Source organism: Cytophaga sp. FL35 (assembly GCF_014349235.1).
Classification (GTDB): Bacteria; Bacteroidota; Bacteroidia; order Flavobacteriales; family Flavobacteriaceae; genus Euzebyella.
Genome location: NZ_JACSOH010000005.1, coordinates 116,054 through 141,477 on the forward strand (window position 1 = coordinate 116,054; position 25,424 = coordinate 141,477).

The window sequence follows — 25,424 nt, forward strand, 5'->3', positions numbered from 1 at the left end:
AACTAGGGTTAAGAAACAAAAAAAGCCGCTCTCAAGAGAGCAGCTTTAGTTGATTTAAGAATTATTTTAATACCCTGGATTCTGAGTTAAGGCATCAGATAAATCAATCTGAGTTTGAGGGATTGGGAAATACTCATTTTTGCCTGGATTAAATGAGGCGCCTCCAAATTTCGTTACCAAATATTGAGATTCATAATCCAAATACTTGTTTAACTCTTCTGCCGCAATACCCCAGCGTACCAAATCAAAGAACCTATGTCCTTCTCCTGACAGTTCTAATTTACGTTCGAATCTTACAGCGTCACGGGCAAAATCTTGACTTGAAAATGAAGTATATTCGGCTATTACATAATTGGCCTCATCTTCGCCGGTTTCCAAATTCTTGACCCAATGTTCAGACTTAGCTGCCCGGGCCCTTACCATGTTTACATACTCCATGGCTTGATCCAAGTTATTCAGTTCAACTTCCGCTTCTGCCGCCATTAAAAGAACATCGGCATAGCGTATTATCGTATAATTCATTGTTGCATATCCACGAGTCCAAGAGCTACCATCAGTAAAACTGTTTTCTTGTGATTTGTAATAAATGTATTTTTTCGGGGAATATGGGCCCGCATAAGGCTGGCTACGAATCCAAGCTTTGCCAGGATGTTCGATCCAGTCTAGGTATTGAATACCCCTTCTTCCGATTGAATGGTCAATTCGGGGATCAAGTGGACCTGCATCTTCAGTGAATGGATCATCTGACTCGATATTGAAATCATTAGCCACTTCATTTGCCGGATCGTTATAAGAACCGTCAAGGAGAGGAAGGCCTTCTGCCGTTACCCTAAATGAATTGGCCATTTCAAAACTTGGTTGAAAAAATCCACAACAGTTTCCGGGACCGTCAGGACCAGTGTTGTAAGGGTAATTCAAATCATCAAAATAGTTGGCGTTGTTGGTACTTCCTGTATTATTTGCGGACTCAACATCCATAACCGCTTCGGCGTGATTATCATTTTCCGCGTTATAAATTTCGGCATAGTCATCTAAAAGGGCATATTTAAGACCGTTAGAGGTTACCCCGTTATCAATCACATCATCAAACCAATCTTTAGCTTCGGCAAAGCTTTGCTGATATAATTTGGCTTTCCCCATGTACGCAGCGGCAGCCCATTTATTAACTCTACCAGGACCAGTTTCAGCGGGTAGATTGTCATAAGCATACTGAAAATCAGCTTCAATTTGTCCCCAAACATCTGGGCTATTAGGTAAGGCCGCCAAAGCCGCTTGCTTTTGACCTTCATCTAAGGTTTCATCTAGATAGATGCTTTCATCAATATAAGGAATACTGTTAAAGTGTTTTTTAAGATCAAAATGAAAATGTCCTCTCAATAGTCTAGCTTCACCCGATATTCTTTTGTAAACATCAGGTTTGGAGCTTTCTAAACCTAGAAGGGTCAATTTTTCTAGGGTTTGATTACACCTCTTAATTCCTTCATATCTTCCTAACCAAAAGTTATTGATGTCACCATTGGTTGGGTCAATCTCATATCGCTGGATTGGATTTATGGAGGAATAATCTCCCGCATCCGTTCCTTTATTGGCCTCACCACCAACAACAGAGCCTGTAACCCAATGGTTGGGTCCTTCAAACCTATTCCCGAAAACTCCATTTAATGCGGCATAGGCACCAATTAATAATCCTTCAACGCCATCTTCAGAAACAACGAGGTCTCCCGAAACCTGTCCTGTAGGGGCTACTTCCAGAAATTCGTCACTACAGGAGATGCCAATCGTGAGAAAGGCCATCAGCAGTGCCGATCCAGTTCTAAATTTATTTAATGTTTTCATAGTTAAATTTTTATATAAAAATATCGTTTTTTATTGACTTAAGTATCACAGTATTATTGTTTTACGTTATAGGCCAAGCTCTACGCTAAACAAATAACTAGGAGTTGCTGGATAATTTCCTACATCTATACCAAAGTTGGTGTCCGCACCGGCAACTACTGGGTCTAAGCCACTATAATCTGTTATTGTCCAAATGTTATTGGCTGCAAGTCCTACTTTAAGTTTTCCCAAGCCCATTTTTGAAACCAATTGAGAATCAAAACTGTAGGTGAGGGCCAAGCGTTGCAATCTAACGAAACTACCATCTTCTACATACCATGAGTTGGCTGCACCACTTGTACTTAGGTTGGAAGCACTTTCCCAAATGGGAGCACCTGCATTATTACCTAATTGAGGAGTCCATGAGTTTTTGGCGTTTTCGCCCTTTGCAGATCCTTCGAAAGTTCCAAAGAAATCTGTAAACCATTTGGATTGGTTAAAGATTTCATTTCCAAAAGAGGCATACCAGTAGGTTTCAAACTCCAAGTTCTTATACTTTAAGTTGAGGGTAGCACCACCGGTATAGTCTGGAACTGGACTTCCAATAAAAGTTCTGTCATCAGGAGTAATGGCACCATCACCATTAACATCTTCATATCTAAAGCGACCAAGGCCTTTTCCATCTTGAGATGGGGAGTTAGCAACTTCTTCCTCAGTATTAAAATAACCAATTACATTATATCCAAAGAAAGAAGAAAGTGATTGTCCTACGGCATTTCTAACAGGATTGATACCTCTATACCCAGGACCGTCAAAGAAGTCGATACCAGGGGCCAAGGCAGTAATCTCGTTCTTTAAAAATGAGTTGTTCAATGTAAGTTCAAAAGACAAATCATCTGTTAGGTCACCGCGGCCAACAATTTGAAAATCAAGACCTTTGTTGGACATACTTGCTATATTAACTGCTGGTGCGTTTGCTGAATTACCGGTAACACCGGCAAGTTGAAGTTCATATAATAAATCATCATTGGTTTTTTCCCACCAATCTAGGATGACTTCAAGTTTATTGTTGAATAAAGAAAGGTCAAAACCAACATTAACCGTGGTACTGGTTTCCCATTTTGCATCTGGGTTACCTATACGGCTTTGGAAGAAACCTTCATCCGCGCCACTATTCTGTCCGCCAATTGGATAAAATGATGTACCTCTTCCTGAAGCAAATAGGGAATATTGGTTATTAGGATCTACGTTGTTCGAGTTACCCATTTGTCCCCAACCACCTCTAATTTTAAGATCGGAAATAATATCCTGATTTTGCATAAACGGTTCTGCGATAACCCTCCAAGCGGCAGATACAGCAGGAAATGTACCATATCTATTATTACCTCCAAAACGAGAAGAACCATCTCTACGGATAACCCCAGTGAGGTAATATTTCTCATCAAAGTTATAGTCTAACTTTCCAAAGAAAGATGCAAAGTTAACACCGTTGAAAAGTCCGCTGTTTACCACTGGGCTTTGTACCACACTTAAGTTTTGGAAATCTAAGCTAGTAGAGAAAGGATTGATACCACTACCACTTATAAATCTTCCAACACCCGTGTTCAATGCTTCATACCCGGCAAGGACCTTCAATTTGTGCACACCAAACAGCTGCTCATAGGTAAGGGTATTGGTAAAAGTCCAATTGAAGTTATAATTACTTCCTTCTGAGAAGGAGTTACTTGCCTCTGGTTCAGAATCACCAAGGTATCTAAAGTTGTAATCAACAAAATGACTGTTATTATAGGCTCCCCCTAAACTAGATCTAAACGTTAGGGACTCTATAGGTTTTATTACTACATAGAGGTTACCAAAACCACCAATATTGTAAGCTTTGTCGCTACCGGCGTTCAAGGTTTGCTGCCTAACAGGGTTTCTTGGGTTGTTAAATCCAGCTGCTCTGGTACTGGCAAAGCTTCCGAACTCATCGTAAACAGGTATAATCGTTGGCATTCTATAGGCAGAAAGGATTACCGATTCATCATCAGCTCCGCTAACACCTCCGTCACCACCAAAACCACCTGTAACCGACCTATAGGTAACTTGGAAGTTTTCACCAATACTCATCCATGGGGCAATATCCCATTCAGAATTAAATCTGGCCGTATACCTTTCGAAGTCATTATTGAGAAGGATACCCGCTTGATTTTGGGCGGAAATACCCATATAATAACGTCCACTTTCATTTCCTCCGTCAAACCCTAAAGAAAACCTACTTAGAGGAGCTATACGGGTTAGTTCTTTGTACCAATTTGTACCGCGAAGGTTTGGTCTTATAAGGAATACGTTTTGAGGATCGGCCAAATAATTTGCCCTTACCTGAGCTAGATTTACATCGGAAGCAGAGACTCCGTTTTGACCATCTGCATGCAAATAATCTGGAAATGTAGGAGTAGGGTTAGAGCCGTACTGCGGATGGGTGTATTGAGGTGCCTCCCCGTTTGCACGAGCATTGTTCTCATACCCCAAATGCGTATAAAAAGCCATATCCTGCGGATTCAAGTTCTGAGGTGCCCCACTGGAATTAGGGTCGGTAACACCACTTGAGATATTCAAGGACATAGTGGTTCTACGTTTGGTCTTAGATCCTTGTTTGGTGGAATATACCACCACCCCGTTCGCCGCTCTTGCTCCATAGATAGAGGCAGCGGCCGCATCTTTGAGGACCGTGGTAGTTTCAATATCATCCGGGTTTAAAAATTCCGTATTGTTAACGGGAACCCCATCAACGACATACAGAGGTTCATTTCCTCCAAATGCACCGAATCCACGAACCCTGATTTGGGAAGTTGTACCGGGTTGTCCATTTGACAAAACAGTTACACCTGCTACCCTACCTTGTAATTGTTGTTCTACGTTACCAGAGGGTATAGCTGCAAGTTCTTCAGATTTAACTATGGAAACCGCAGCAGTAGTTTCCCTTTTTGTTTCTGTTTGATAACCAGTTACAATTACTTCATCAAGTTGGGCCGAATCTTCGGCCAGAGTTACGCTAATGGAGGAGCGACCATTAACCGCTACCTCTTGGGCGACAAAACCTAAATAGCTAATAACTAAAGTTGCCCCATCTTCTACATTTAGGGTAAAGTTTCCGTCAAAATCTGTTTGTGTACCGTTGGTAGTTCCTTTTTCAATTACGTTAGCACCCGGTAAAGGAACACCTTCACTGTCTAGAATGGTACCACTAACGGTAGATTGAACTACGTTGACGGTCGTAGAGGTAGTTGGTTCTGGATTTGCTAGAGCCACGTGTGACCCTAACGTCAACATCGATAAAAGTCCTAATCCAGCTAGGGAGTTTTTTCCCTTGGACTTTAACGAATCATAAACGAGTTTTTGATTCATAATAATTGTTGTTTGTTAGTTTTAATTGACTTGAGTTTTTACTGGTTTTTTCAAATTCTAGACGATAGCAAGAGTTAAGAAAACCATAAAACAAGTGTAATGATAACAAAATTTTATGAAAATTTTAAGGTCGTTAATGTGAAAATGTAAATTTTTAAAAGTGTATAATTTACTATTATAAATTATGTTATTCTTTGAAATACCTTAATTTATTACGATTCTCACAGTATATAGTATTCCTAATTATTAATTTGAAATTTAGGTTGATTCAGTCTGCGGTTTATATTTAAAACATATTTTCCTACATTTTTTAAATTTCTCACTTGTTGTTTTTGAGCCTAACTTTTTAAATGGAAGAAGGATGATTTTAGGGAATCTTAGAGCAAATTAAGAAGGAAGTGGTAGCGTCCATTAGTTTAGTAAAGAAGATATAGCGGGAGCCTCCGTCCTGTATTTTGTGTTTGCTCTTTATTTCTTGAACTGATAGAGGAAAGTTTCTTGTGCTAATGTTGGCTTTTATTCCTTTTAGCTCTCTCTGAGACTTTCTGTTGTATGGTAAGGACTTTTCAATTCTAAATCTTCTTCCTGGAAAGTGTATGATGTTTTCTGAAGTATAGAGGTGGCTATTCTCATGTAATTTGTGAATACCCAGTTGTTGACTGATGATTTTGAAAGCACCGGATTTTAGAATTGCAGAATTTGGTTCATACAGATATTGTAACGGATTTGAAAATGTCGCCGTTGCTTCCTGTTCATCCTTGTAGTCAAATTGAAATTGTAGTACGCCTTTTTTGTGAATGTTTACAGTCTCAATGGTGAGTGCATTTGACGCTTCTTTTTTAATTAACCATAAGAGTTCTTTGACCTCATTTTCCACAGCCACGATATGAATCCCATGAACATTGGTGAGTTCTTTTAGTCCTAAACTAATATCTAAAAGCGGAGATGTCTTTATTAGTACTTGATTTGATTTATTTAAAAGTAACTCTAGGTTTTCGATCATATCAGGAGTGCAATCCTGTAACATAAAAACCTTCTTTTTTAAAGAATCTCTTCTGGAAGGGTCAACGAAAATGGCATCAAATCGTTCTGGAGTCTCCCTCAAAAACTCTATTCCGTTTTTGTTTAGTGCAATGATGTTGTTTGCTCCAAGTTCCTGAAAATTATGACGTGCAATTTCCGATAGATTTTTATTGATTTCGCAATGGATAATTTTCTCAAATTTTTTACTGAAAAAGTAACTGTCTACACCCAATCCTCCGGTAAGGTCAACAAGTGATTTTCCGTTGACCAAACTAGACTTGTATTTGGCCGTTGTTTCAGAAGATGTTTGTTCAATATTGAGTTTGTTGGGGTAGAATATATTGGCAGATTCAAACCAATGGGGAAGCTTTTTTTTGGTCTTGTGATATGCTTCAATTTGCTCGGCTAGCTCTTTATTGGAAATATCCTCAAATATGGGCTTTTTTAGCAAAACTGACACAGTGTCAGTGTGTTTTGAATTTTTTATAAAATTCTGTACACCAGACTTTAAAATATTCTTATTCAAATCTTAACTATAAAGTTTTGGTAAGTGATTTTACCAACTTGTTTTCTGCTAAAAATTCTTTTAAAATGACCTTTATGGCCGTATATCCCGGTACAGCAATAATCATTCCTACGACTCCAAAAAGCAATCCGGCGATAATGATTATTAAGAAAATTTCCAGAGGGTGAGACTTTACACTATTGGAAAAAATAAATGGTTGGGAGAAAAAATTATCTACTAACTGGCCTACCACCAAACCAATTAAAACATAGCCGGTTTTAGGTAGTATTACGGTGCTAAAGTCCATGCCCAAATTGCTGGTCATGGTAAGGACGATCATTATTGCTCCGCCAATGATTGGGCCAACATATGGAATAATGTTAAATAGGGCGCACAAAAAGGCAATTACAATAGCGTTTTCGATGCCTACAATTAGCAGGGTAATGGTGTAAATGACAAAGAGGATGAATATTTGTAAAAGGAGCCCTACAAAGTACCTTGAAAGTAGGTTGTTAATTTTGTCTATAGAGTTTACAGTGCGAGTTTCCTTGTTCTGTGGTACAAATGCCAAAATTCCCCTTTGAAAGAGGTTGCTGTCCTTTAGAAAGAAAAAAGAAATGAATAGAACGGAAAACAAACCTATGCTCGCTGAGCTAAGCACATTTAGGAAGGAATTTAGAAAATTAGGGATGAACCCAATATCCAGTCTGTCCACTAATGTCTTTTCCAGTTCGCTTTCTTGTAAAATTTCGCCGACCACCTCCGGAGATGCGCCAATAAACTCGGTAATTTCCTTGTAAAGGGTATTGATATTTCCTTGAAGTTTATCAATATCCAAAAGCGCCAGGTTCTTACCCTGTTCAGATATTAATGGTACGAAAAGTGAGATGATGCCGGCCAATATGGCTACCATGAAAATCATGGTAAGGATAACTGCCAAGGTGTTGGGCAGTTTGAGCTTTCGCCTCAAAAAAAGAACGATGGGTCTACCTATCAAAGCAATTACCGCTGCTATTGCCAAATATGCGATAACCGATTGAATTTGCCATAAAAAATAAAGAACTAGTGCAACTCCCAAGATAATTCCTACGGCCCTCAAAATTCCTTGGGAAATCATTTTAGAATTTATTTTTCTTTCCGGTACCTTACTCATCTTGTTTCTCGCTTTTATAGACTTTTAGTTTTTGAAAACGTATGAAATGATATTTGCTCCCATTTGCAATGCTTTTTGTCTAATATCTTCTGGGTCATTATGAACAGACGGGTCTTCCCATCCATCACCCAGGTCACTTTCTGTTGTGAATAACAAAACCAACCTGTTTTCGTGAAAAATACCCATAGCTTGTGGGCGTTTTCCGTCGTGCTCGTGAATTTTCGGTAATCCATTTGGGAATGGAAAGGAACTGTTGAAAATGGGGTGGTCGCGACCAATTTCTTCTAATTGTTGGTTGGGAAAAACTTGTTGCAGCGCTTTTTTTAAATAAGGGGCCATTCCATAATTGTCGTCTATGTGCAAAAAACCTCCCGAAAAAAGATAGTCCCTTAGATTGGCGGCTTCTTCCTCTGAAAAAACGACATTTCCATGTCCCGTCATATGTAGAAAAGGGTATTGAAAAATAAGCGGGCTTCCTACTTCAACGGTTTGAGGTTTTTCATCCAGAGCGGTTTGTATTTTGGTGTTGCAGAATTTTATAAGATTGGGAAGTGCGGTAGGGTTGGCATACCAATCACCACCACCTTTGTACTTTAAAATAGCAACTTCCTGTGCTGTAAGAGGGAGAAAAGAAAAAGAGGTCAATATAAGGCTGGTTAACAACAGTTTTTTCATAGCGTTTTGACCCTTTGGTTGAATACTTCAAATGTATGAATAGTGTCCTTAAAAATCATCCTTCAACAGGAAACATTTAAAAAGGTTGTAGCAATATAATTTAATTGGTTGAATTCTCTCTTTGCAGGTTTTTGACGATTTGGACTAATTAAAATTTAACTATAAATTTCAGATTTTAAGAATGTTAATTAGGGTCTTTGAAAGTGATACTTTCCGTGTATATTGTCTTAATTCAATCTTTGTAATTTCACGAAATAGATTGGCTAAATCTGATTTTTAGCCATTATTGATGAGGTTGACCGTTGTGCAAGCGACTAAAGCCGCTGTTTCCGTTCTCAACCTGCTATCCCCTAAGGAAACCGGCAAAAAGCCTTTCGCCTTAGCGGTTTTTATCTCCTGCATACTAAAATCCCCCTCGGGTCCAATTAAGATAGTGATATCTTTGTCCGGAGCCACTCTACGTTTTAGTTCAACTTTTTCATCTTCCTCACAATGTGCGATAAATAAAAGCCCACTTTGTTCTTTTTCTAGGAAATCACTATAGCTAACGGCATCATTAAGTTTAGGAAGGTAGGTGCGTAAACTTTGCTTCATAGCGGAAAGTAACACTTTTTCCAAGCGTTCTTTTTTAACCGTTTTTCTTTCGGAGTGTTCGCAAAAAATAGGGGTGATTTCATTGATACCTATCTCCGTTGCTTTTTCTAAGAACCATTCAAATCGGTCATTGGTTTTGGTTGGTGCCACGGCCATATGGAACCAATGCATTTTTTGATGTTTTTTTTGTGCGTTAAGCACTTGTGCTTTACACCTTTTGGATTCGGAAGAAATAATTTCTGTAGTGAACAGAAAGCCTTTTCCGTTAGTTACCATAAGTTGGTCGCCAACCTTCTTTCGTAATACGCGTACTATATGCTTGCTCTCTTCTTCGGGAAAAGTAAATTGATTTACGCTTTGGTCTAATTGCGGATGGTAAAACAGCTGCATGGAAATAGGTTTTTCAAATGGGTTGCTCTGCTTGGGTAATAGTATATCTAGCCTTGGCGCTAACGGATGAATTGGTGAAATTGCCTTTTTCGTATTTGAGCTGGCCAACGATACCGATCATAGCGGCATTATCCGTACAATATTCAAATTTTGGAATAAAGGTTTTCCATCCTTTGTTTTTCTCGGCTTTTTTCAAAGCTTCCCTAATACCGGAATTTGCAGAAACACCTCCTCCTATGGCAATTTGCTTTATGCCGGTTTCTTTGACCGCTTTTTTAAGCTTGTCCATCAGAATATTAATAATAGTAAATTGTATGGAGGCACAAATATCCGCAATGTTCTCTTCTATGAATTTGGGGTTTTTGGCCGTTTCCTTTTGTATGAAATAAAGAATGCTTGTTTTAAGGCCGCTAAAGCTAAAATTAAGGCCTTCTACCTTTGGTTTGGGAAATGAAAAAGCTTTTGGGTTTCCTTCCCTGGCATATTTATCAACTAAAGGTCCGCCTGGGTAGGGGAGACCCAAAATCTTGGCACTTTTATCAAAGGCCTCGCCAACGGCATCATCCAGTGTTTCGCCCAAGATTTCCATATTAAAATAGTCCTTTACTAGAACTACTTGCGTGTGCCCTCCACTAATGGTCATGGCCAAAAATGGAAATTGTGGCGTTTCTTCGTTCTGCCCCTCTATAAAATGCGCTAAAATATGGGCTTGCATATGGTTGACTTCAATAAGCGGGACGTTTAATCCTAGTGCCAAAGATTTGGCGAACGAAGTACCTACCAATAAAGATCCCATTAATCCGGGTCCCCTTGTAAAAGCTATGGCAGATATTAGTTTTTTATCGATATTTGCCTTGTTCAAAGCCTGATGCACTACAGGTACAATATTCTGCTGGTGCGCTCTTGATGCAAGTTCAGGTACGACACCTCCGTATTCCTCATGAATTTTTTGTGTAGCGGTTACATTACTAAGCACTTTTTTATTGCAAAGTACGGCCGCGGAAGTATCGTCACAAGAAGATTCAATGGCCAGAATATAAATTGATTTATTTTCCATTTAGTTTGGAATAATAGTTGAAAGGCAAAGGTAAAACATATTGACCCTATCAAAAAACTAAGAAAAATACTGGTTAGGACCCTTTTGGTGCTTCTTGTTATCTGTGTCCTGGGTACGCTGGTTCTTTCTTTGCCCATCGTTCAGACTCGGTTTGCACAATACGCTACAAATACGCTTAATAAGGATTTTGATGTCAATATTACCATTGATAAATTGCGAATTTCCCTCATAACCTGGGACACCAATTTACAAGGTGTCTTTATAGAGGATTACAAGAAAGATACGCTATTTCATATTGATAGGTTAACTACTTCGGTGCTTAGTATCCGTAATTTAACCAAAGGTCGTCTAGAATTTGGTGATATTGCTATTGACCGGTTAGACTTTAAGCTAAAAACTTACAAGGATGACAAGAACACCAATCTTGAAGTTTTTATAGATAAATTGGACGATGGTAAGCCTAGAAAACCTGGTACTGATCCATTTTATTTCTCTTCTTCACATATAGATATAGCAAATAGCAATTTTAGGTTGTTAGATGAAAACTTTGAAACAGAGGAAATCCTGAATTTTAGTAACCTGAATATAGTTGCCGATGATTTCTTGATTTTGGGTCCGGAGGTAAGTGTAGGCATCAGTGATATGTCCTTTGCAAGTCAAAGAGGTATTGATGTAGCCCACATGGCCACGCGGTTTAAATACACCAAGCAGCGAATGAGTTTTGATTCGCTCTTAATCAAAACTCCAGGTTCACATCTAAAAGGACAATTGGAATTTAATTATGAGCGAAAAGACTTTGCAGATTTTTTGAACAAGGTGAAAGTTGATGCGGAATTTGAAGAATCTGCTGTTGCCTTTGATGAAATTAATATGCTATATGACCAATTTGGGAGTGGTAAAGAGGTCAATTTTTCTTCAAAGGTGAACGGTGTTCTAAATAATCTAAATACGGAAGAACTCTTTCTTCAATCTGATAATACGGGCATTAGGGGAGATTTTAATTTCAGGAATCTTTTCACCCGGTCCAAGCCATTTATTATGATGGCCAACATGAAAAATGTGACTTCAAGTTATTATGAGTTAAGGTCGCTCATGCCTAATATTTTGGGAAAATCCTTGCCGTCTTCCTTTCAAAAATTAGGTCAATTTACCATCCGTGGGGATGCCACGATAACCGAAACTTCTATTGATGCCAAAGTAAATCTTAATACGGCCATTGGGAGTAGTTATGCAGACCTGCAGCTCACCAATGTAAATAATATTGATAATGCTACCTATAATGGGTTTGTGAGCTTGATCGATTTTGATTTGGGTGAATTTGTGGAAAACAAACGTCTAGGCAAAACCAGTTTGGATTTTAATGTTGAAGGACAGGGCTTTGTACAAGAGACCTTGAATACGGAGGTGATTGGAGAGGTGTACTCGGTAAACTTTAATAACTATGACTACAGTAATATCAAGGTTAGTGGTATTCTCAAGGAACAATTATTTGATGGTACGCTGTTAAGTAATGATGAAAATCTAAAATTCAGTTTTAAGGGGTTGGCAGATTTTGGAGACGACCGAAATGATTTCAACTTCATTGCGTCCGTGGATTATGCGGATTTGAACAAACTCAACTTTATTAACGATAGTATTTCCATTTTCAAGGGAAATGTGAATATGAACATCACAGGTAATACACTTGATAACTTGGTAGGGGATGTGAATTTTACCAAAACTGTTTTCCAAAATCAGAATGACACCTATTATTTTGAGGATTTTAAGGTTTCTTCAAAGTTTGAAAGCGATACTACACGCGTGATAGATATCAACTCACCGGACATTATCACTGGATATATGAAGGGGAATTTTCGTGTCAAGGAATTGGGAAGGCTGGTGCAAAACTCTTTGGGTAGTATCTACACCAATTATAGGCCATTTACCATTTCCGAAGGGCAGACCTTGGCATTCAACTTTAAAATATACAATAAGATTGTAGATGTTTTTTTTCCGGAAGTACGGTTTGATCCAAACACTTTTATCCGTGGAAATATCGTGGCAGATGATGGTGACTTTAAACTTAATTTTAAATCACCAAGTATTGTAGCCTATGGCAATGAGGCGGATAGTATTGATGTGAAGATAGACAACAAAAATCCACTTTTTAATACGTTTGTCTCCGTGGGGGACTTAAAGACCAATTATTACGATGTTCAGGATTTTAAGCTCATTAACACAACGCTAAAGGATACCTTGTTTTTCCGTACGGAATTTAAGGGAGGTAGTAATTTTAATGACAGCTACAATCTCAATTTCTACCATACTTTTAACAAAGAGAATAAATCGGTCATCGGGCTTAAAACCTCAGATGTCAGTTTCAAGGGCAATACATGGGTGTTGAACAAAGAAGGTAATGATAAGAACAAGGTAATCATTAACCGAACGTTGGATAGTATCAATATTGAGGAAATTGTCATGAACAATAGCGAGGAAGAGCAAATAAGGCTTCGTGGTGAATTGGCAGACTCTACGTACAAAGATCTACAGCTTCAATTTAAGATTGTTTCCCTCAACAAGATTACACCGGCCATAGATAGTCTAAAATTGCAGGGTGAGGTAAACGGTACCTTGAACATTCTTCAAAGGGATAATGTCTATTTGCCCTCTTCTAATTTAGGAGTGGAGGATTTTTCTATAAATGATATTCGGTTAGGGGATCTTTCCTTGGGTATTGTAGGTAATAAGGATTTGACAGATTTCGTCGTCAATTCCCAGATAACCGATCAAGGTAGGGAGAAACTGGGTATTGTTGGGAATATCTTGAATCAGGGTGATATGCCCGAGGCAAAGCTTTTGGTGAATTTTGAAGATTTTGATCTCGAGCCTTTCGCTCCCTTGGGCGAGGATATCATTAGTAATATTAGAGGGGATGTAAGTGGAAATGCGCGTATTGACGGCCCGGTGGACAACCCTGAATTTAGTGGTATCCTTACCCTGGATAATGCAGGTATTGGTATTCCCTATCTTAATGTGGATTATAATTTTGCACAGAATTCCAGGGTTAATTTAACGAAGCAAACATTTGATTTTGATAATATAAGGGTGACCGATGTAGCTAAGAATACCAAAGCCACGCTTGATGGAACCATCAGTCATTCGTATTTTGATGATTGGATACTTGATTTAAATGTTGATACCAACAACAACAGGCTGCTTATCCTAAATACGGATTTTGAGGAAGAGGTCTTGTATTATGGTACAGGGTTTCTAAATGGGAAGGGTAGGATTTTTGGACCTACCAATGCCTTGAATATTAATGTGGAGGGAAGTACGGCCTCTGGCACTTCCTTGAAAATTCCCTTAAGTGACGTTGCTACCATTGGTGATTATTCCTTCATTAACTTTGTGGAGAAGAACGGACTTAACAAGGTCGAGGAAACGAGGGTTTTGGATGAATTTCAAGGATTGGAACTAACATTTGACCTTGATGTTACCCCTGATGCCGAAGTGGAAATTGTGACCGATACCAGAACAGGTAGTTCTCTAAAAGGGAGTGGAGTGGGTATTCTTTTGATTAGGATCAATACCCGGGGCGCCTTTGAAATGTATGGGGATTTTGTTGTGGTTAACGGGCAATACAATTATAAATTTGGGGGGGTAATCAACAAAACATTTCAGGTAAAACCCGGAGGAACCATTGTTTGGGATCGTGAACCCTTAAAAGCTACATTGGATTTGGAAGCGGTGTATTCCCTTAATGCCAATCCCGCACCTTTGCTGGACAATCCGGGTTATACCAGAAGACTTCCAACAGAAGTTGTTATTAAGCTTACAGATGACCTTGAAAGTCCAGATATTGAATTTAATATAGATTTTCCCGGTACCAACTCTATCATAAAATCGGAGTTGGAATACCGTCTACAGGATCCTACGGTAGAAGAACAAAATGCTCTTGTTCTATTGGCTCAAGGTTCTTTTGTCAATGACCAGACAGGTATTAACCAGCAAGCGGTGACCGGCAATTTGTTACAATCGGCTTCCGGACTATTAAATCAGGTATTGGGAGATAACGATAATTTTAATTTAGGGCTTTCCTATGAGCAGGGGGTTTTGGACCGTAATGCGGATTTTCAAACAGAAAACCGGATTGGATTTACAGTGTCCACCCAAATAAGTGACCGCGTCCTTTTCAATGGAAAGGTAGGGGTGCCAATTGGAGGTACAACGGAAACCGTGGTAGCCGGTGATTTTGAAATTCAGTTACTGCTAAATGAAGAAGGAACCTTAAGTGCTAAATTCTTTAATAGGGAAAGTGAAATTCAAGATTATTTGGCAGATAGGTTTGGCTATACCCAAGGAGTGGGACTTCAATATGAAGTAGACTTTAATAGTTTTCGCCAGTTATTTCGTTCCATTCTTAAAATGAAAGATAAAGAGCAAACTCCTGTAAAGGATAAACTGCCTTCTCCGGAATCCACACCCACTGCGGTAATGGGGCGTGATAGTTTACTGCGGTTCTATCCTAAGGATAAAAGGCTTAAATAGTAATGTTACTAACATTCTTACGACTAAATGAGGGCAATGTTCCAATGGAAACATTTAGGATTTTAAGGGGTGTGTGGAGTGCAATTTCCTATAAACTAGGCTACTTGAACTAGGATTATGAATTGAATTTTGAATTCCGTGCTCCGGAAGTGTGAAGTTTACAACGATTTCGTAACAATCTTTGACATAAATTTGATATAGATCTGTCTTCAAGTTTCAAATAAGTTTGTTATTATTGCAACTTAGTTTTTTTTAATGATTTCAGAGATAAAAAAGATAGGCGTTTTAACGTCTGGAGGCGATTCTCCGGGCATGAATGCGGCCATCAGATCGGTGGTGAGAACTTGTGCCTACATGAAGGTAGATTGTGTTGGAATCTACAGAGGGTATCAAGGAATGATTGAGGGCGATTTTAAGCCTATGGACGCAAGGAGCGTCAATAATATCATCAACAAGGGTGGAACCATCTTAAAATCTGCTCGTTGTGATGATTTTAGAACTCCCGAAGGACGTAAAAAAGCATACGAACAACTAAAGGCCGAAGGAATTGATGCCTTTGTGGTGATTGGTGGGGACGGAAGTTTTACCGGCGCCATGGTGTTTGGTCAGGAATATCACTTTCCAATCATAGGTATTCCAGGTACTATTGATAACGATATTTTTGGTACTTCAAATACCGTGGGGTATGATACTGCCATGAACACCGTAGTTGAGGTAATCGATAAGATCCGCGATACCGCAAGCTCCCATAACAGGCTCTTTTTTGTAGAGGTAATGGGCAGGGATGTTGGTCATATTGCATTGAACACAGGTGTTGGGGCTGGTGCAGAGGAGATTTTGATTCCTGAACACAATAGGGGGTTAGAAAGGCTTTTAGAGTCCTTGAAGCGTAGTAAAAAATCTGGTAAGTCTTCCAGTATAGTGGTTGTTGCTGAAGGTGATAAAACAGGGAAAAGTGTTTTTGAACTAAAGGAATATGTAGAAAAGCACTTGCCTATTTATGACGTGCGTGTATCTGTTTTAGGACATATGCAGCGTGGTGGAGCTCCTTCTTGTTATGACAGGGTCTTGGCAAGTAGAATGGGCGTGAAGGCGGTAGAAAGCCTTTTAGAGGGCCAAACCAATTTTATGGTTGGTGTTCAAAACAACAAAATTATATTGACCCCAATTAGCAAAGCTATTAAGGGGCATACAAAAATAGATAAGGAACTTATTAGAGTTTCTGAAATAATGACAACGTAATTAATTCTAAAAACAAAAACACATGTCAAACTTAAAAATAGGAATTAACGGATTCGGCCGTATTGGTAGATTGGTCTTTAGGGAAACCGTTAAGAGAGAAGGTGTAGACGTAGTAGCTATCAATGACCTTTTGGATGTTGAGCACTTGGCCTACCTTTTAAAATATGATTCTGTACACGGTAAATTTGATGGTACGGTAGAAGTTGAAGGCGGTAACTTGATCGTAAACGGAAATACCGTAAGAATTACTGCAGAACGTGACCCAAAAAGTATTCAATGGGATGCGGTTGGTGTTGAAGTGGTTGCAGAGTGTACAGGTATCTTTACTACTTTGGAAACTGCTCAATACCATATTGACGGTGGTGCTAAAAAAGTAGTTATTTCCGCTCCTTCCAAAGATGCGCCAATGTTCGTTATGGGTGTTAACCATAAAGACGTTAAAGCTACGGATACCATAGTTTCCAATGCATCTTGTACCACTAACTGTTTGGCTCCATTGGCTAAAGTATTGAATGATAACTTTGGTATTGCAGAAGGTTTGATGACTACTGTTCACGCAACTACTGCTACACAAATGACCGTTGATGGTCCTTCCAAAAAAGACTGGAGAGGTGGTAGAAGTGCTATGCTAAACATTATTCCTGCTGCTACAGGTGCAGCCAAGGCTGTAACCAAGGTTATTCCTGCTTTGGAAGGTAAACTGACAGGTATGGCATTTAGGGTTCCCACTGCGGATGTTTCAGTTGTTGATTTGACCGTGAAATTGGAAAAAGAAACATCGTACGAAGAAATCAAAAAAGCGTTCAAGGAGGCTTCTGAAGGCGAGTTGAAAGGTGTTTTAGGATATACTGAAGAAGCTGTTGTTTCTCAAGATTTCGTAAGTGATAAGCGTACAAGTATCTTTGATGCAGGTGCCGGTATCGAGTTGAATTCTAAATTCTACAAGTTGATTAGCTGGTATGACAACGAAGCCGGTTTCTCCAACAAAATGGTAGATATGGTGCAACACGTTGCTAGTTTATAATATTTAAAGTATTTGCTATGGAATCCTGAAGGTGGGCGAAATTTGCTTATTTTCAGGATTTCTTTTTTAAACGGTTTATATGATTTTAATTGTAGATAGCGGTGCCACAAAATCTGATTGGATAGCCCTTGATGAAAATGGGGAACAGCTCTTTTTGACCCAAACGCTTGGGTTGAGCCCAGAAGTACTTACCCGTGAGGTTATCGAGGATAGGTTGGCCAATAATTTTGAGCTTTCCAAGAACAGAAAAGATGTTACCAGATTGCATTTTTACGGTGCAGGATGCGGTACGGAAAGAATGAAAAAGTTTCTGAGGAATATCTTCAAGGATTTTTTTCCCAATGCCGTGGCCGATGTTAAGGAAGATACGTATGCGGCCATTTTCTCAACAACTAAAATTGGACATCAGGGCATAGTTTGTATTCTAGGCACCGGCTCCAACTGTAGTTATTATGACGGCCATCAACTTTTTCAAAAAGTGGTTTCCTTGGGTTATATTCCTATGGATGACGGTAGTGGAAATTTCTTTGGTCGTAAATTGATCAGAGATTACTATTTCCATAAAATACCTCAAGACTTGGCCATTAAATTTGCCAAGGAGTACGATTTGGACCCAGACGTCATTAAGGAGAACTTGTACAAGCAACCCAATCCAAACACCTATTTGGCCACCTTTGCCAGATTTTTAATCGAGAACAAAACACATCCATATTGTAGGGGAGTCATTGATAAAGGGTTTCAGCAGTTTGTAAATAATTACATTATGCAGTTTGAGCTTGCCACCAAAGTACCTATTAATTTTGTGGGAAGCATTGCTCATTATTTAAGGGAGGAGTTGGTTACCGTATTGGAAAGAAATGATTTGATCGTTGGTGTTATACGTCAAAGACCTATTGAAGGGCTCATGGAATTTCACAGGGAAACACTTTAACGATTGAGATAATAAGAAATGAAAAAAGGCCTTAATAAGGGCCTTTTTTGTTGTTTTACGGATAAGCTGAATTATTCAACCGCTATCATTGATATTTCCACATTTACGAATTTGGGAAGATTGGCAACTTCAACTGTTTCCCTGGCAGGAGCAGTTTCTTCGTTAAAGTAAGAGCCGTAAACTTCGTTAACATAGGAAAATTGCTTCATATCGTTTAAAAATATACTGCTCTTGACCACATTTTCAAAGGTCATTCCAGCCGCTGTTAGTATGGCCTTTATGTTTTCCATACATTTTCTTGTCTCGGCTTTAATGTCACCTTCTATAAGTTTTCTGGTTTTGGCATCCAATGGAATTTGCCCAGAAATATATAATGTACCCGAAATAAGAACTGCCTGGTTGTAAGGCCCAATGGGGGCGGGGGCGTTAGAAGTATTAATAATTCTCTTTTCCATATTTCAATAGTATTATCGTTGACTGCGGTTTTCCCATTTTAGGTCGCTAAGAATGGAACTTTTGATTCCAATGAAAAAATACCAGCGCGTATAAGTTCCAAACGGTGTCCAGTTAAAGTTCATTCTAAAACTTTTCAAATCCCTTTCAAAGCGTAGTTGGGTTAAGGTAAAACCCTTGTTCTTAAAATCATATCCGGAAGACCCACCAACTTTCCATCGTGGCGAAAGTTCTATGTCTCCTGAGAACATCAAGGAATGACTGCTAAACTCATTTTGTCTTGCGGAGTTCAAATAACTGGCAGAGTAGGCCAGTCTAAAGTTCCAAGGTATTTTGGTGGCGTAGGGTGGGTTTTCAATATCCTCATCTTCATCTCTTTCGCCATATCTATCTTCTAGTAGTTCATTGTTGTAATTGTCAGACCGTCCAAAAAGGTCGTCATCACGGCCACCACTTTGGGCTACATAATCGTAAGCTCCCGGTTCCTCTTCATCCTCCTCCGAGTCTTCTTTTTTCTTTCCAAAAGTTTCACTATCAATAGAATATCCAATATTAATGTTGGCCTGGGTTAATCTGAAAAGGCTTCCGCCATTGTCAATGTTGAACTTATCTACCCGGCGGCCGTTGTTGTCTATCGCATATGGATCAAGACCGGCCGAAAAGTTAATGGACATTTTATTGTTTAGAATATTGGTACCGCCGTTCACCCTAAGTGGACTAAGTTTTAAGGAATCTGATTCAAAGTTATATCCGGTTGAGATATTAAAGTTGTTCAGAATTGATATTTTCTTGGCTTCCGTTGCGGTAGAATCCTTGTCCGTCACTTTCGCTTCTAAGGTATTGGCCAAGGAAAAACTTAAACTGTTAGATTTTCCTAGGCTAGGCGCACCGTTCAAAGTTCCTTCAAATCTACTGTACTGTACCACTTCGCCAGTGTCATTATTTAAATATTCATCATAAAACTGATCAAAGGAAGGTGCATACCCATAACTTAAAGAGGGTCTCATAACGTGGCGAATGGCCTGTATTTTTTTCTCTTCCCCAAAGTTGAAAGTACCATAAAGAGTGGTACCTACACTGGCACTCAAGTTGTATTTGTTGTACCTGTCAAAGCCAGGGATGGTATCCCTTACTACTTCACCAACTTCACCATTGGTTCCTAGCTCATATCTTTGTCGGTAGGTTTCCAGCGTCCACACATCCTCATAACTACCGCCCATACTAACGCTGAAGAATTTGGCAACCTTAAAGTTGGTGCTAATGGGCAACCGGTGCCTAGCTCCAATTTTGGCTTCGTCAAACATGGCGGCGGTCAAAAAGTCCTCATCATTGGTGGTAAGCTGATTTCTTGCATTCACATCATACTGAAAATTGATGTTCTGAATTGCTCCTTTTTTAATGCCCTCTCTTTTGGCAAAGGGAAAAATACGCTCCATACTTGCCTGAAAGGTAGGCAGGGTCATTTGTATGTTTTTTAAATCTGGGTTTTCCCTAGCCGAGGCACTCGTATTTTGTGAATGTGATGCGGTCAAACTCATGTTCACAGATGGGTAGTTGGGAAATGTTTTAGAGTATGAAATGGATGATGATAAGGTGTTGTTCTGTGTAAGTGGCAGGTTTACTTGGTTCAAGGAGTTTTGGTAATAAGAGCTACTTCCTAAATTCACATTTGCCGAGAACTGAGAGTTTGGGCTTGCTTTTGTATCTTGGGAATGGGACATCTGAAAGTTCCAAATCTTTTGATTGCTATAGTCGTCAAAACCCCTTTGGCTGCTTACCAAGTTTTCATACCTGAAATTAATATTTCCCCTGTATTTGTATCTTTTGGTGTAGACCGTTGCGGTTCTAAAACCATAACTGCCGTTGGTATAAAAGTCACCGGTTACCGTTAAATCGGCATAATCGCTAAAGGGAAGGTAATAACCTCCATTTTGCAGAAAATAACCTCTATTGGGGTCGTTACCAAAAGTTGGCATCATTAAACCAGCGGTTCTTCCTACCGTTAGGGGAAAATAGGCAAAAGGCAATGCAATGGGAGTGGGTACGTCCGCAATGTAGAGATTACTAAACCCGGCTATTACTTTTTTCTTGGGTACAAACTTGGCTTTCCTTACCCTGATGTAGTAATCTGGGTTGATGGTATCATTGGAGGTCGTAATTTTAGCCTCGCTCATAAAGTAAACGGAGTCGTTTTCCTTTTTTGTAGTTTGGGCGTAGACCTTCATTGCGTCACTACCCAATTGTCCAAGTCCCGCTTGTTGTTCCGTTCTTGAATTGAAAATAAGGGCTTTTTCCGTATCAAAGTTAAACCTGATACTATCTGGTCTAACTTCGTTGTCCCCTTGTTTGAAATAAGGTAGCTGGGTATAATTGCCTAAGGAATCTTTAATTCGGCCGGCATAGACCTCGTTTTTTACATAATCCATAACAATAATTCCGGCCTTTAACTCCGTATCTTGATAATAGATTTCTGCTTCGTTATAAAGATATATTTTTTGGTCCTTTTGGCTGAGTTTTACGTAATCCTTAGCCTTATATTTTATTTTATCCAGCAAAACAGACGGCTGTTTTGGCACGGTATCTGCTTGTAGGCTATCGTTTTTAGCCTGGTTTTGCGCCAACGGATTAGGAATAAGGGGGGCTATTATGGTGTCTTTCTCCGTTTTAATGGGTAATGATACTATACCGCCTTCCTGAGCAGTTACCGAAAAAGTGCCCAGCAATAGCAATGCCATGAAAAGAAAAAAGTGTATGTTTGATTGCAAGGCTATATATCCTATTTTTGTAAGCGATTGGCTTGGCTTTCGGAGGTCAAACTTACATATATTTTTTCTTCCGCTGATAGCGCCTTACCATAAATTTAACCATAATGAACGCATCTAAATACAGTGTAACTGCGCACTTGATGAGATTACAGCTACTCCTTTGTATCGCTTTTTTGTTGCCACAGGTTTTTTGGGGCAAAAGTACGTCTACATTTCAAAATGACGACAAATTTACCGTTGTTTTGGATGCAGGACACGGTGGTCATGACCCTGGAAATTTGGGAAACGGTTATTTGGAAAAAGATATTGCCTTAAAAATTGTTTTGAAAGTGGGCTCCATTCTTGAAAAGAACAAGGATATAAATGTGATTTACACCCGTAAGGATGATACGTTCGTAGATTTGTACGTACGCGGACAGATTGCCAATAAGGCCAATGCAGACGTCTTTGTTTCCGTCCATTGTGACTCCCATAATTCCAATGCCAACGGGGCAGGTACCTTTGTCTTAGGGCTTCATGCCAATAAACAGAATTTTGAGGTAGCGAAAAAGGAGAACTCCGTAATTTATTTGGAGGATAATTACCAAAATAGATATGCGGACTATGATATCAACTCCCCAGAATCGGTAATAGGTCTTACAATCATGCAGGAGGAGTTTTTAGATAATAGTATCGCTTTGGCAAAAGCAATGCAGGATAACTTTTCTGGGAAACTTAAAAGAAACGATAGAAAGGTAAAGCAGGCGGGTTTTATCGTTTTGCATCAAACCTTTATGCCCAGTGTACTGGTTGAAACAGGGTTTCTTACGAACAAACAGGAAGGTGCCTATTTGAATTCCAAAAACGGGCAAACAGAAATGGGCACCGCCATTGCTCAAGCGATATTGGCCTATAAAAACAATGCTCAAGCGAATATGGCCGATTATGCTGAAAACGTAGTAGCTGCCCCTGAGCCTAAGACTGGTCAACCCGAGAAAGTGGTTGAACAACCTAAGCAGAGGAAGGCTGAAAAAGAGGTTTTGCCAAAAGAAAGCTCCAAAAAGGAGGAAAATTTAGTTGTTGCCAACGAGAATAATAGTTCCTCTGTGGCCAAAAAGGAGAAAGAGGCTTCGCAAATTATAAGGGAGGCCCAACAAAACGCCACTAATTCAGTAAAAAGACCGTTAGAGACAGACAAAACAGGTGTTGTGTCATCTACCAATGAGGAAAAAACAACGGCAGAAATTATTGTTTACAAGGTTCAAATCATGGCGAGCGCCAAAAATTTACCCCTAAGACCAGAATCTTTTAATGGCTTGAGCCAAGTGGCTAAAGAACCGTACAAAAACCTGTTTAGATATGTTTATGGGAGTACAAGGTCGCTTAGGGAGGCCAAGATGTTGAAAAGCAATGCTGACCTAAAAGGTTATACTTCTTCTTACTTAGTAGCGTATCGTAATGGTGAAAGGATTCCCTTTAAAGAAAGTATCAAATAGGTTTAGGACAAGATAAATCATAACCTTCCATAATTTATTTCTAATTTTGTTAAGGACGAAAGGATTTTAAGTAGTCACTTTAACCCCAAAATCGAGTCATTTGAAACTATCTAGGGAAATTAAAACAGGAATTATTGTTATTGGCGGTATTCTGTTGTTCATTTTAGGATTTAGCTATTTAAAATCTTCACCACTCTTTGAAAATGGCAAAACACTTTACGTTATTTATAAAGATGTGGGTGGCTTACAGACAGGTACCCCGGTAACTATAAACGGCTTTGCGGTAGGGAATGTTACGGATATCAGTTTTAAGGATAGGGGAGGAAGCCTGTTAGTTACCTTATTTGTTAAAAGTGATTTTGAATTTTCCAGTAAAAGTCCCGCGGAGTTATATGATACAGGTATTATAGGAGGTAAAGGTGTGCAGATCAAACCGGTTTTTGACGGTGCCCAATTGGCCAAAAGCGGTGATACGCTTCCAAGCCTAACACAACCAGGTCTTACCCAATTAGTACAAAAACAATTGACACCTTTGCAAAGAAAGGTAGAAGGAGCAATGACCAATGCGGACACCTTGCTAAGAAATGTAAATGACGTACTAGATGATAATGCCCGTAAGGATTTACGCGAAACTTTAAGTGGGTTAAATGCCACAGTGGCCAGCTTTCAGCAAAGCGCCCAAGTTCTTAATAGGATATTGAGCGATAATGAAGGTAAGCTTGGTACTTCTCTTGAAAATTTTGAAGAATTAACGGCCAACTTCGCCAAGTTATCCGATTCATTGAACAATGCCGGGCTAGGGAGAACCCTTGCTAGTTTAGAATCTTCTATGGCCAATTTAAATAGTTTAATGGCCCGAATAGAAAAGGGAGATGGCACCTTGGGTAAATTGATGAAAGACGAAGAATTGTACGTTAACCTAAACAATGCTTCTAGAGAATTAGATCTTTTGCTACAGGATTTTAGGCTTAATCCTAAACGTTACGTCAATGTTTCTGTTTTTGGAAAAAAGCAAAAGGAATATGAGCTTCCCGAAGAGGATCCAGCGGCCAGACCAAATGTATTGAATTAAAAGATGGAATATTTACCAAATGTTTTATTTGCAATAGTCTTAATAGCCGGCATAGGTTATTTCGCAAAAAATGTGGGCCGATTAAGGCGAAATATCAACTTGGGTAAAGATGTTGATGTTTCCGATAATAGGAAGGAACGTTGGAAAAACATGGCCAGGATTGCTCTGGGGCAGTCCAAAATGGTGGTAAGACCAGTAGCCGGTTTACTTCATATTATCGTTTACGTAGGTTTTATCATCATTAATATTGAAGTACTTGAAATCATTATCGATGGTTTACTTGGTACACATAGGGTATTTGCGCCCTTAGGTGCGGTCTATGACTTTTTGATTGGTTCCTTTGAGATTCTGGCATTTCTTGTAATTGTATCCGTAGTTGCTTTTTGGGTACGCCGAAATATAATTAAGCTACGCCGGTTTTTAAAGCCGGAAATGAGAGGTTGGCCAAAGAAAGACGGCAACCTAATTCTGTACATTGAGTTGGTGCTAATGGTTTTGTTTTTGACCATGAACGCCGCGGATTATCAGCTTCAGCAATTGGGCGCGGAACACTATACTAAGGCCGGCGCTTTTCCGGTGAGTCAATTTATTGCTCAATTGATGGAAGGAATGAGTATCTCTTCTCTAATTGTTTTGGAAAGAGCGGCGTGGTGGATGCATATAGTGGGTATCTTGTTTTTTCTCAATTACTTATATTTTTCAAAGCACTTGCATATTTTATTGGCGTTCCCAAATACCTTTTATGGTAGGGTAACCCCAAAAGGTAAATTCAAGAATTTAGAGGCGGTTACTGCTGAAGTTAAATTAATGCTTGATCCCAATGCCGACCCCTTCGCTGCTCCGGCAGAAGATACGGCCGAACCCGATAAATTTGGTGTATCGGATGTTAGGGACCTCAATTGGGTTCAGTTATTGAATGCCTACACGTGTACGGAATGTGGTCGTTGTACAGATGAGTGTCCTGCCAATCAAACTGGAAAAAAATTATCGCCTCGTAAGATAATGATGGATACTAGGGACCGTTTGGAAGAGGTTGGTAAGAATATGGACCAAAACAAGGGCGAGTTTAAGGACGATGGAAAGCAATTACTGGATGATTATATTACAAGGGAAGAATTGTGGGCGTGTACTACGTGTAATGCATGTGTAGAAGCTTGCCCCGTGAGTATAGACCCACTGTCCATAATTATGGATATGCGGCAGTATCTGGTTATGGAACAATCCGCGGCGCCTACCGAGTTGAATAATATGATGTCCAATATAGAGAACAACGGAGCTCCTTGGCCGTACAACCAAATGGACCGTTTAAATTGGGTGAACGAATAAAGAAACGAAG

Annotated in this window: 16 protein-coding genes; 7 read left to right on the top strand and 9 right to left on the bottom strand. The window is 39.4% G+C overall.

Translation table 11 applies throughout. The features are described 5' to 3' along the window. Positions 1 to 66 precede the first annotated feature (66 nt). From BIZ36_RS05565 to tsaD, 7 genes are all read right to left on the bottom strand, one after another. Positions 67 to 1,836 carry a RagB/SusD family nutrient uptake outer membrane protein gene (locus tag BIZ36_RS05565; protein ID WP_187456879.1) on the bottom strand — a complete coding sequence of 590 codons (1,770 nt, stop codon included), beginning with the start codon at positions 1,834 to 1,836 and terminating at the stop codon, positions 67 to 69. 66 nt (positions 1,837 to 1,902) lie between these two features. Continuing rightward, positions 1,903 to 5,202, bottom strand: coding sequence for a SusC/RagA family TonB-linked outer membrane protein (locus tag BIZ36_RS05570; protein WP_187456880.1), 3,300 nt, complete (start codon positions 5,200 to 5,202; stop codon positions 1,903 to 1,905). Between the two features lie 367 nt (positions 5,203 to 5,569). Continuing rightward, positions 5,570 to 6,685 (bottom strand): class I SAM-dependent methyltransferase, encoded by a 1,116-nt coding sequence (locus BIZ36_RS05575; RefSeq protein ID WP_222937273.1) that lies wholly within the window; start codon positions 6,683 to 6,685, stop codon positions 5,570 to 5,572. A 73-nt stretch (positions 6,686 to 6,758) separates the two neighbouring features. Then, positions 6,759 to 7,883 (bottom strand): AI-2E family transporter, encoded by a 1,125-nt coding sequence (locus BIZ36_RS05580; protein ID WP_222937274.1) that lies wholly within the window; start codon positions 7,881 to 7,883, stop codon positions 6,759 to 6,761. A 24-nt stretch (positions 7,884 to 7,907) separates the two neighbouring features. Then, on the bottom strand, positions 7,908 to 8,558 hold the full coding sequence (locus BIZ36_RS05585; RefSeq protein WP_187456882.1) for a DUF4159 domain-containing protein: 651 nt from the start codon (positions 8,556 to 8,558) through the stop codon (positions 7,908 to 7,910). 276 nt (positions 8,559 to 8,834) lie between these two features. After that, positions 8,835 to 9,542 (bottom strand): 16S rRNA (uracil(1498)-N(3))-methyltransferase, encoded by a 708-nt coding sequence (locus tag BIZ36_RS05590; protein ID WP_187456883.1) that lies wholly within the window; start codon positions 9,540 to 9,542, stop codon positions 8,835 to 8,837. A gap of 13 nt (positions 9,543 to 9,555) precedes the next feature. Next, positions 9,556 to 10,599 carry a tRNA (adenosine(37)-N6)-threonylcarbamoyltransferase complex transferase subunit TsaD gene (tsaD, locus tag BIZ36_RS05595; protein WP_187456884.1) on the bottom strand — a complete coding sequence of 348 codons (1,044 nt, stop codon included), beginning with the start codon at positions 10,597 to 10,599 and terminating at the stop codon, positions 9,556 to 9,558. A gap of 48 nt (positions 10,600 to 10,647) precedes the next feature. On the opposite strand from tsaD, the gene BIZ36_RS21295 reads away from it, so the two are divergent. The 4 genes from BIZ36_RS21295 (at position 10,648) to BIZ36_RS05615 (ending at position 18,323) form a co-directional block, all read left to right on the top strand. Beyond that, positions 10,648 to 15,126, top strand: coding sequence for a translocation/assembly module TamB domain-containing protein (locus tag BIZ36_RS21295; protein ID WP_502709163.1), 4,479 nt, complete (start codon positions 10,648 to 10,650; stop codon positions 15,124 to 15,126). A 255-nt stretch (positions 15,127 to 15,381) separates the two neighbouring features. Further along, positions 15,382 to 16,368 (top strand): 6-phosphofructokinase, encoded by a 987-nt coding sequence (pfkA, locus tag BIZ36_RS05605; protein ID WP_187456885.1) that lies wholly within the window; start codon positions 15,382 to 15,384, stop codon positions 16,366 to 16,368. A gap of 22 nt (positions 16,369 to 16,390) precedes the next feature. Continuing rightward, positions 16,391 to 17,392, top strand: coding sequence for a type I glyceraldehyde-3-phosphate dehydrogenase (gene gap / locus BIZ36_RS05610; RefSeq protein ID WP_187456886.1), 1,002 nt, complete (start codon positions 16,391 to 16,393; stop codon positions 17,390 to 17,392). Between the two features lie 79 nt (positions 17,393 to 17,471). Continuing rightward, on the top strand, positions 17,472 to 18,323 hold the full coding sequence (locus BIZ36_RS05615; protein WP_187456887.1) for an N-acetylglucosamine kinase: 852 nt from the start codon (positions 17,472 to 17,474) through the stop codon (positions 18,321 to 18,323). 71 nt (positions 18,324 to 18,394) lie between these two features. Here the strand turns inward: BIZ36_RS05615 and BIZ36_RS05620 are convergent, their stop codons facing one another. Both BIZ36_RS05620 and BIZ36_RS05625 read right to left on the bottom strand, forming a co-directional pair. Continuing rightward, a complete protein-coding gene (locus tag BIZ36_RS05620; RefSeq protein WP_187456888.1) occupies positions 18,395 to 18,778 on the bottom strand; it encodes a RidA family protein in 384 nt (127 codons plus the stop codon). A gap of 12 nt (positions 18,779 to 18,790) precedes the next feature. Continuing rightward, positions 18,791 to 21,511 (bottom strand): putative LPS assembly protein LptD, encoded by a 2,721-nt coding sequence (locus BIZ36_RS05625; protein WP_222937276.1) that lies wholly within the window; start codon positions 21,509 to 21,511, stop codon positions 18,791 to 18,793. A gap of 134 nt (positions 21,512 to 21,645) precedes the next feature. Between BIZ36_RS05625 and BIZ36_RS05630 the strand changes: the two genes are divergently transcribed. The 3 genes from BIZ36_RS05630 (at position 21,646) to BIZ36_RS05640 (ending at position 25,414) form a co-directional block, all read left to right on the top strand. After that, positions 21,646 to 23,016 carry an N-acetylmuramoyl-L-alanine amidase family protein gene (locus BIZ36_RS05630; protein ID WP_222937277.1) on the top strand — a complete coding sequence of 457 codons (1,371 nt, stop codon included), beginning with the start codon at positions 21,646 to 21,648 and terminating at the stop codon, positions 23,014 to 23,016. 100 nt (positions 23,017 to 23,116) lie between these two features. After that, positions 23,117 to 24,088, top strand: coding sequence for an MlaD family protein (locus tag BIZ36_RS05635; protein WP_187456890.1), 972 nt, complete (start codon positions 23,117 to 23,119; stop codon positions 24,086 to 24,088). A 3-nt stretch (positions 24,089 to 24,091) separates the two neighbouring features. Continuing rightward, a complete protein-coding gene (locus BIZ36_RS05640; RefSeq protein ID WP_187456891.1) occupies positions 24,092 to 25,414 on the top strand; it encodes a 4Fe-4S dicluster domain-containing protein in 1,323 nt (440 codons plus the stop codon). Positions 25,415 to 25,424 lie beyond the last annotated feature (10 nt).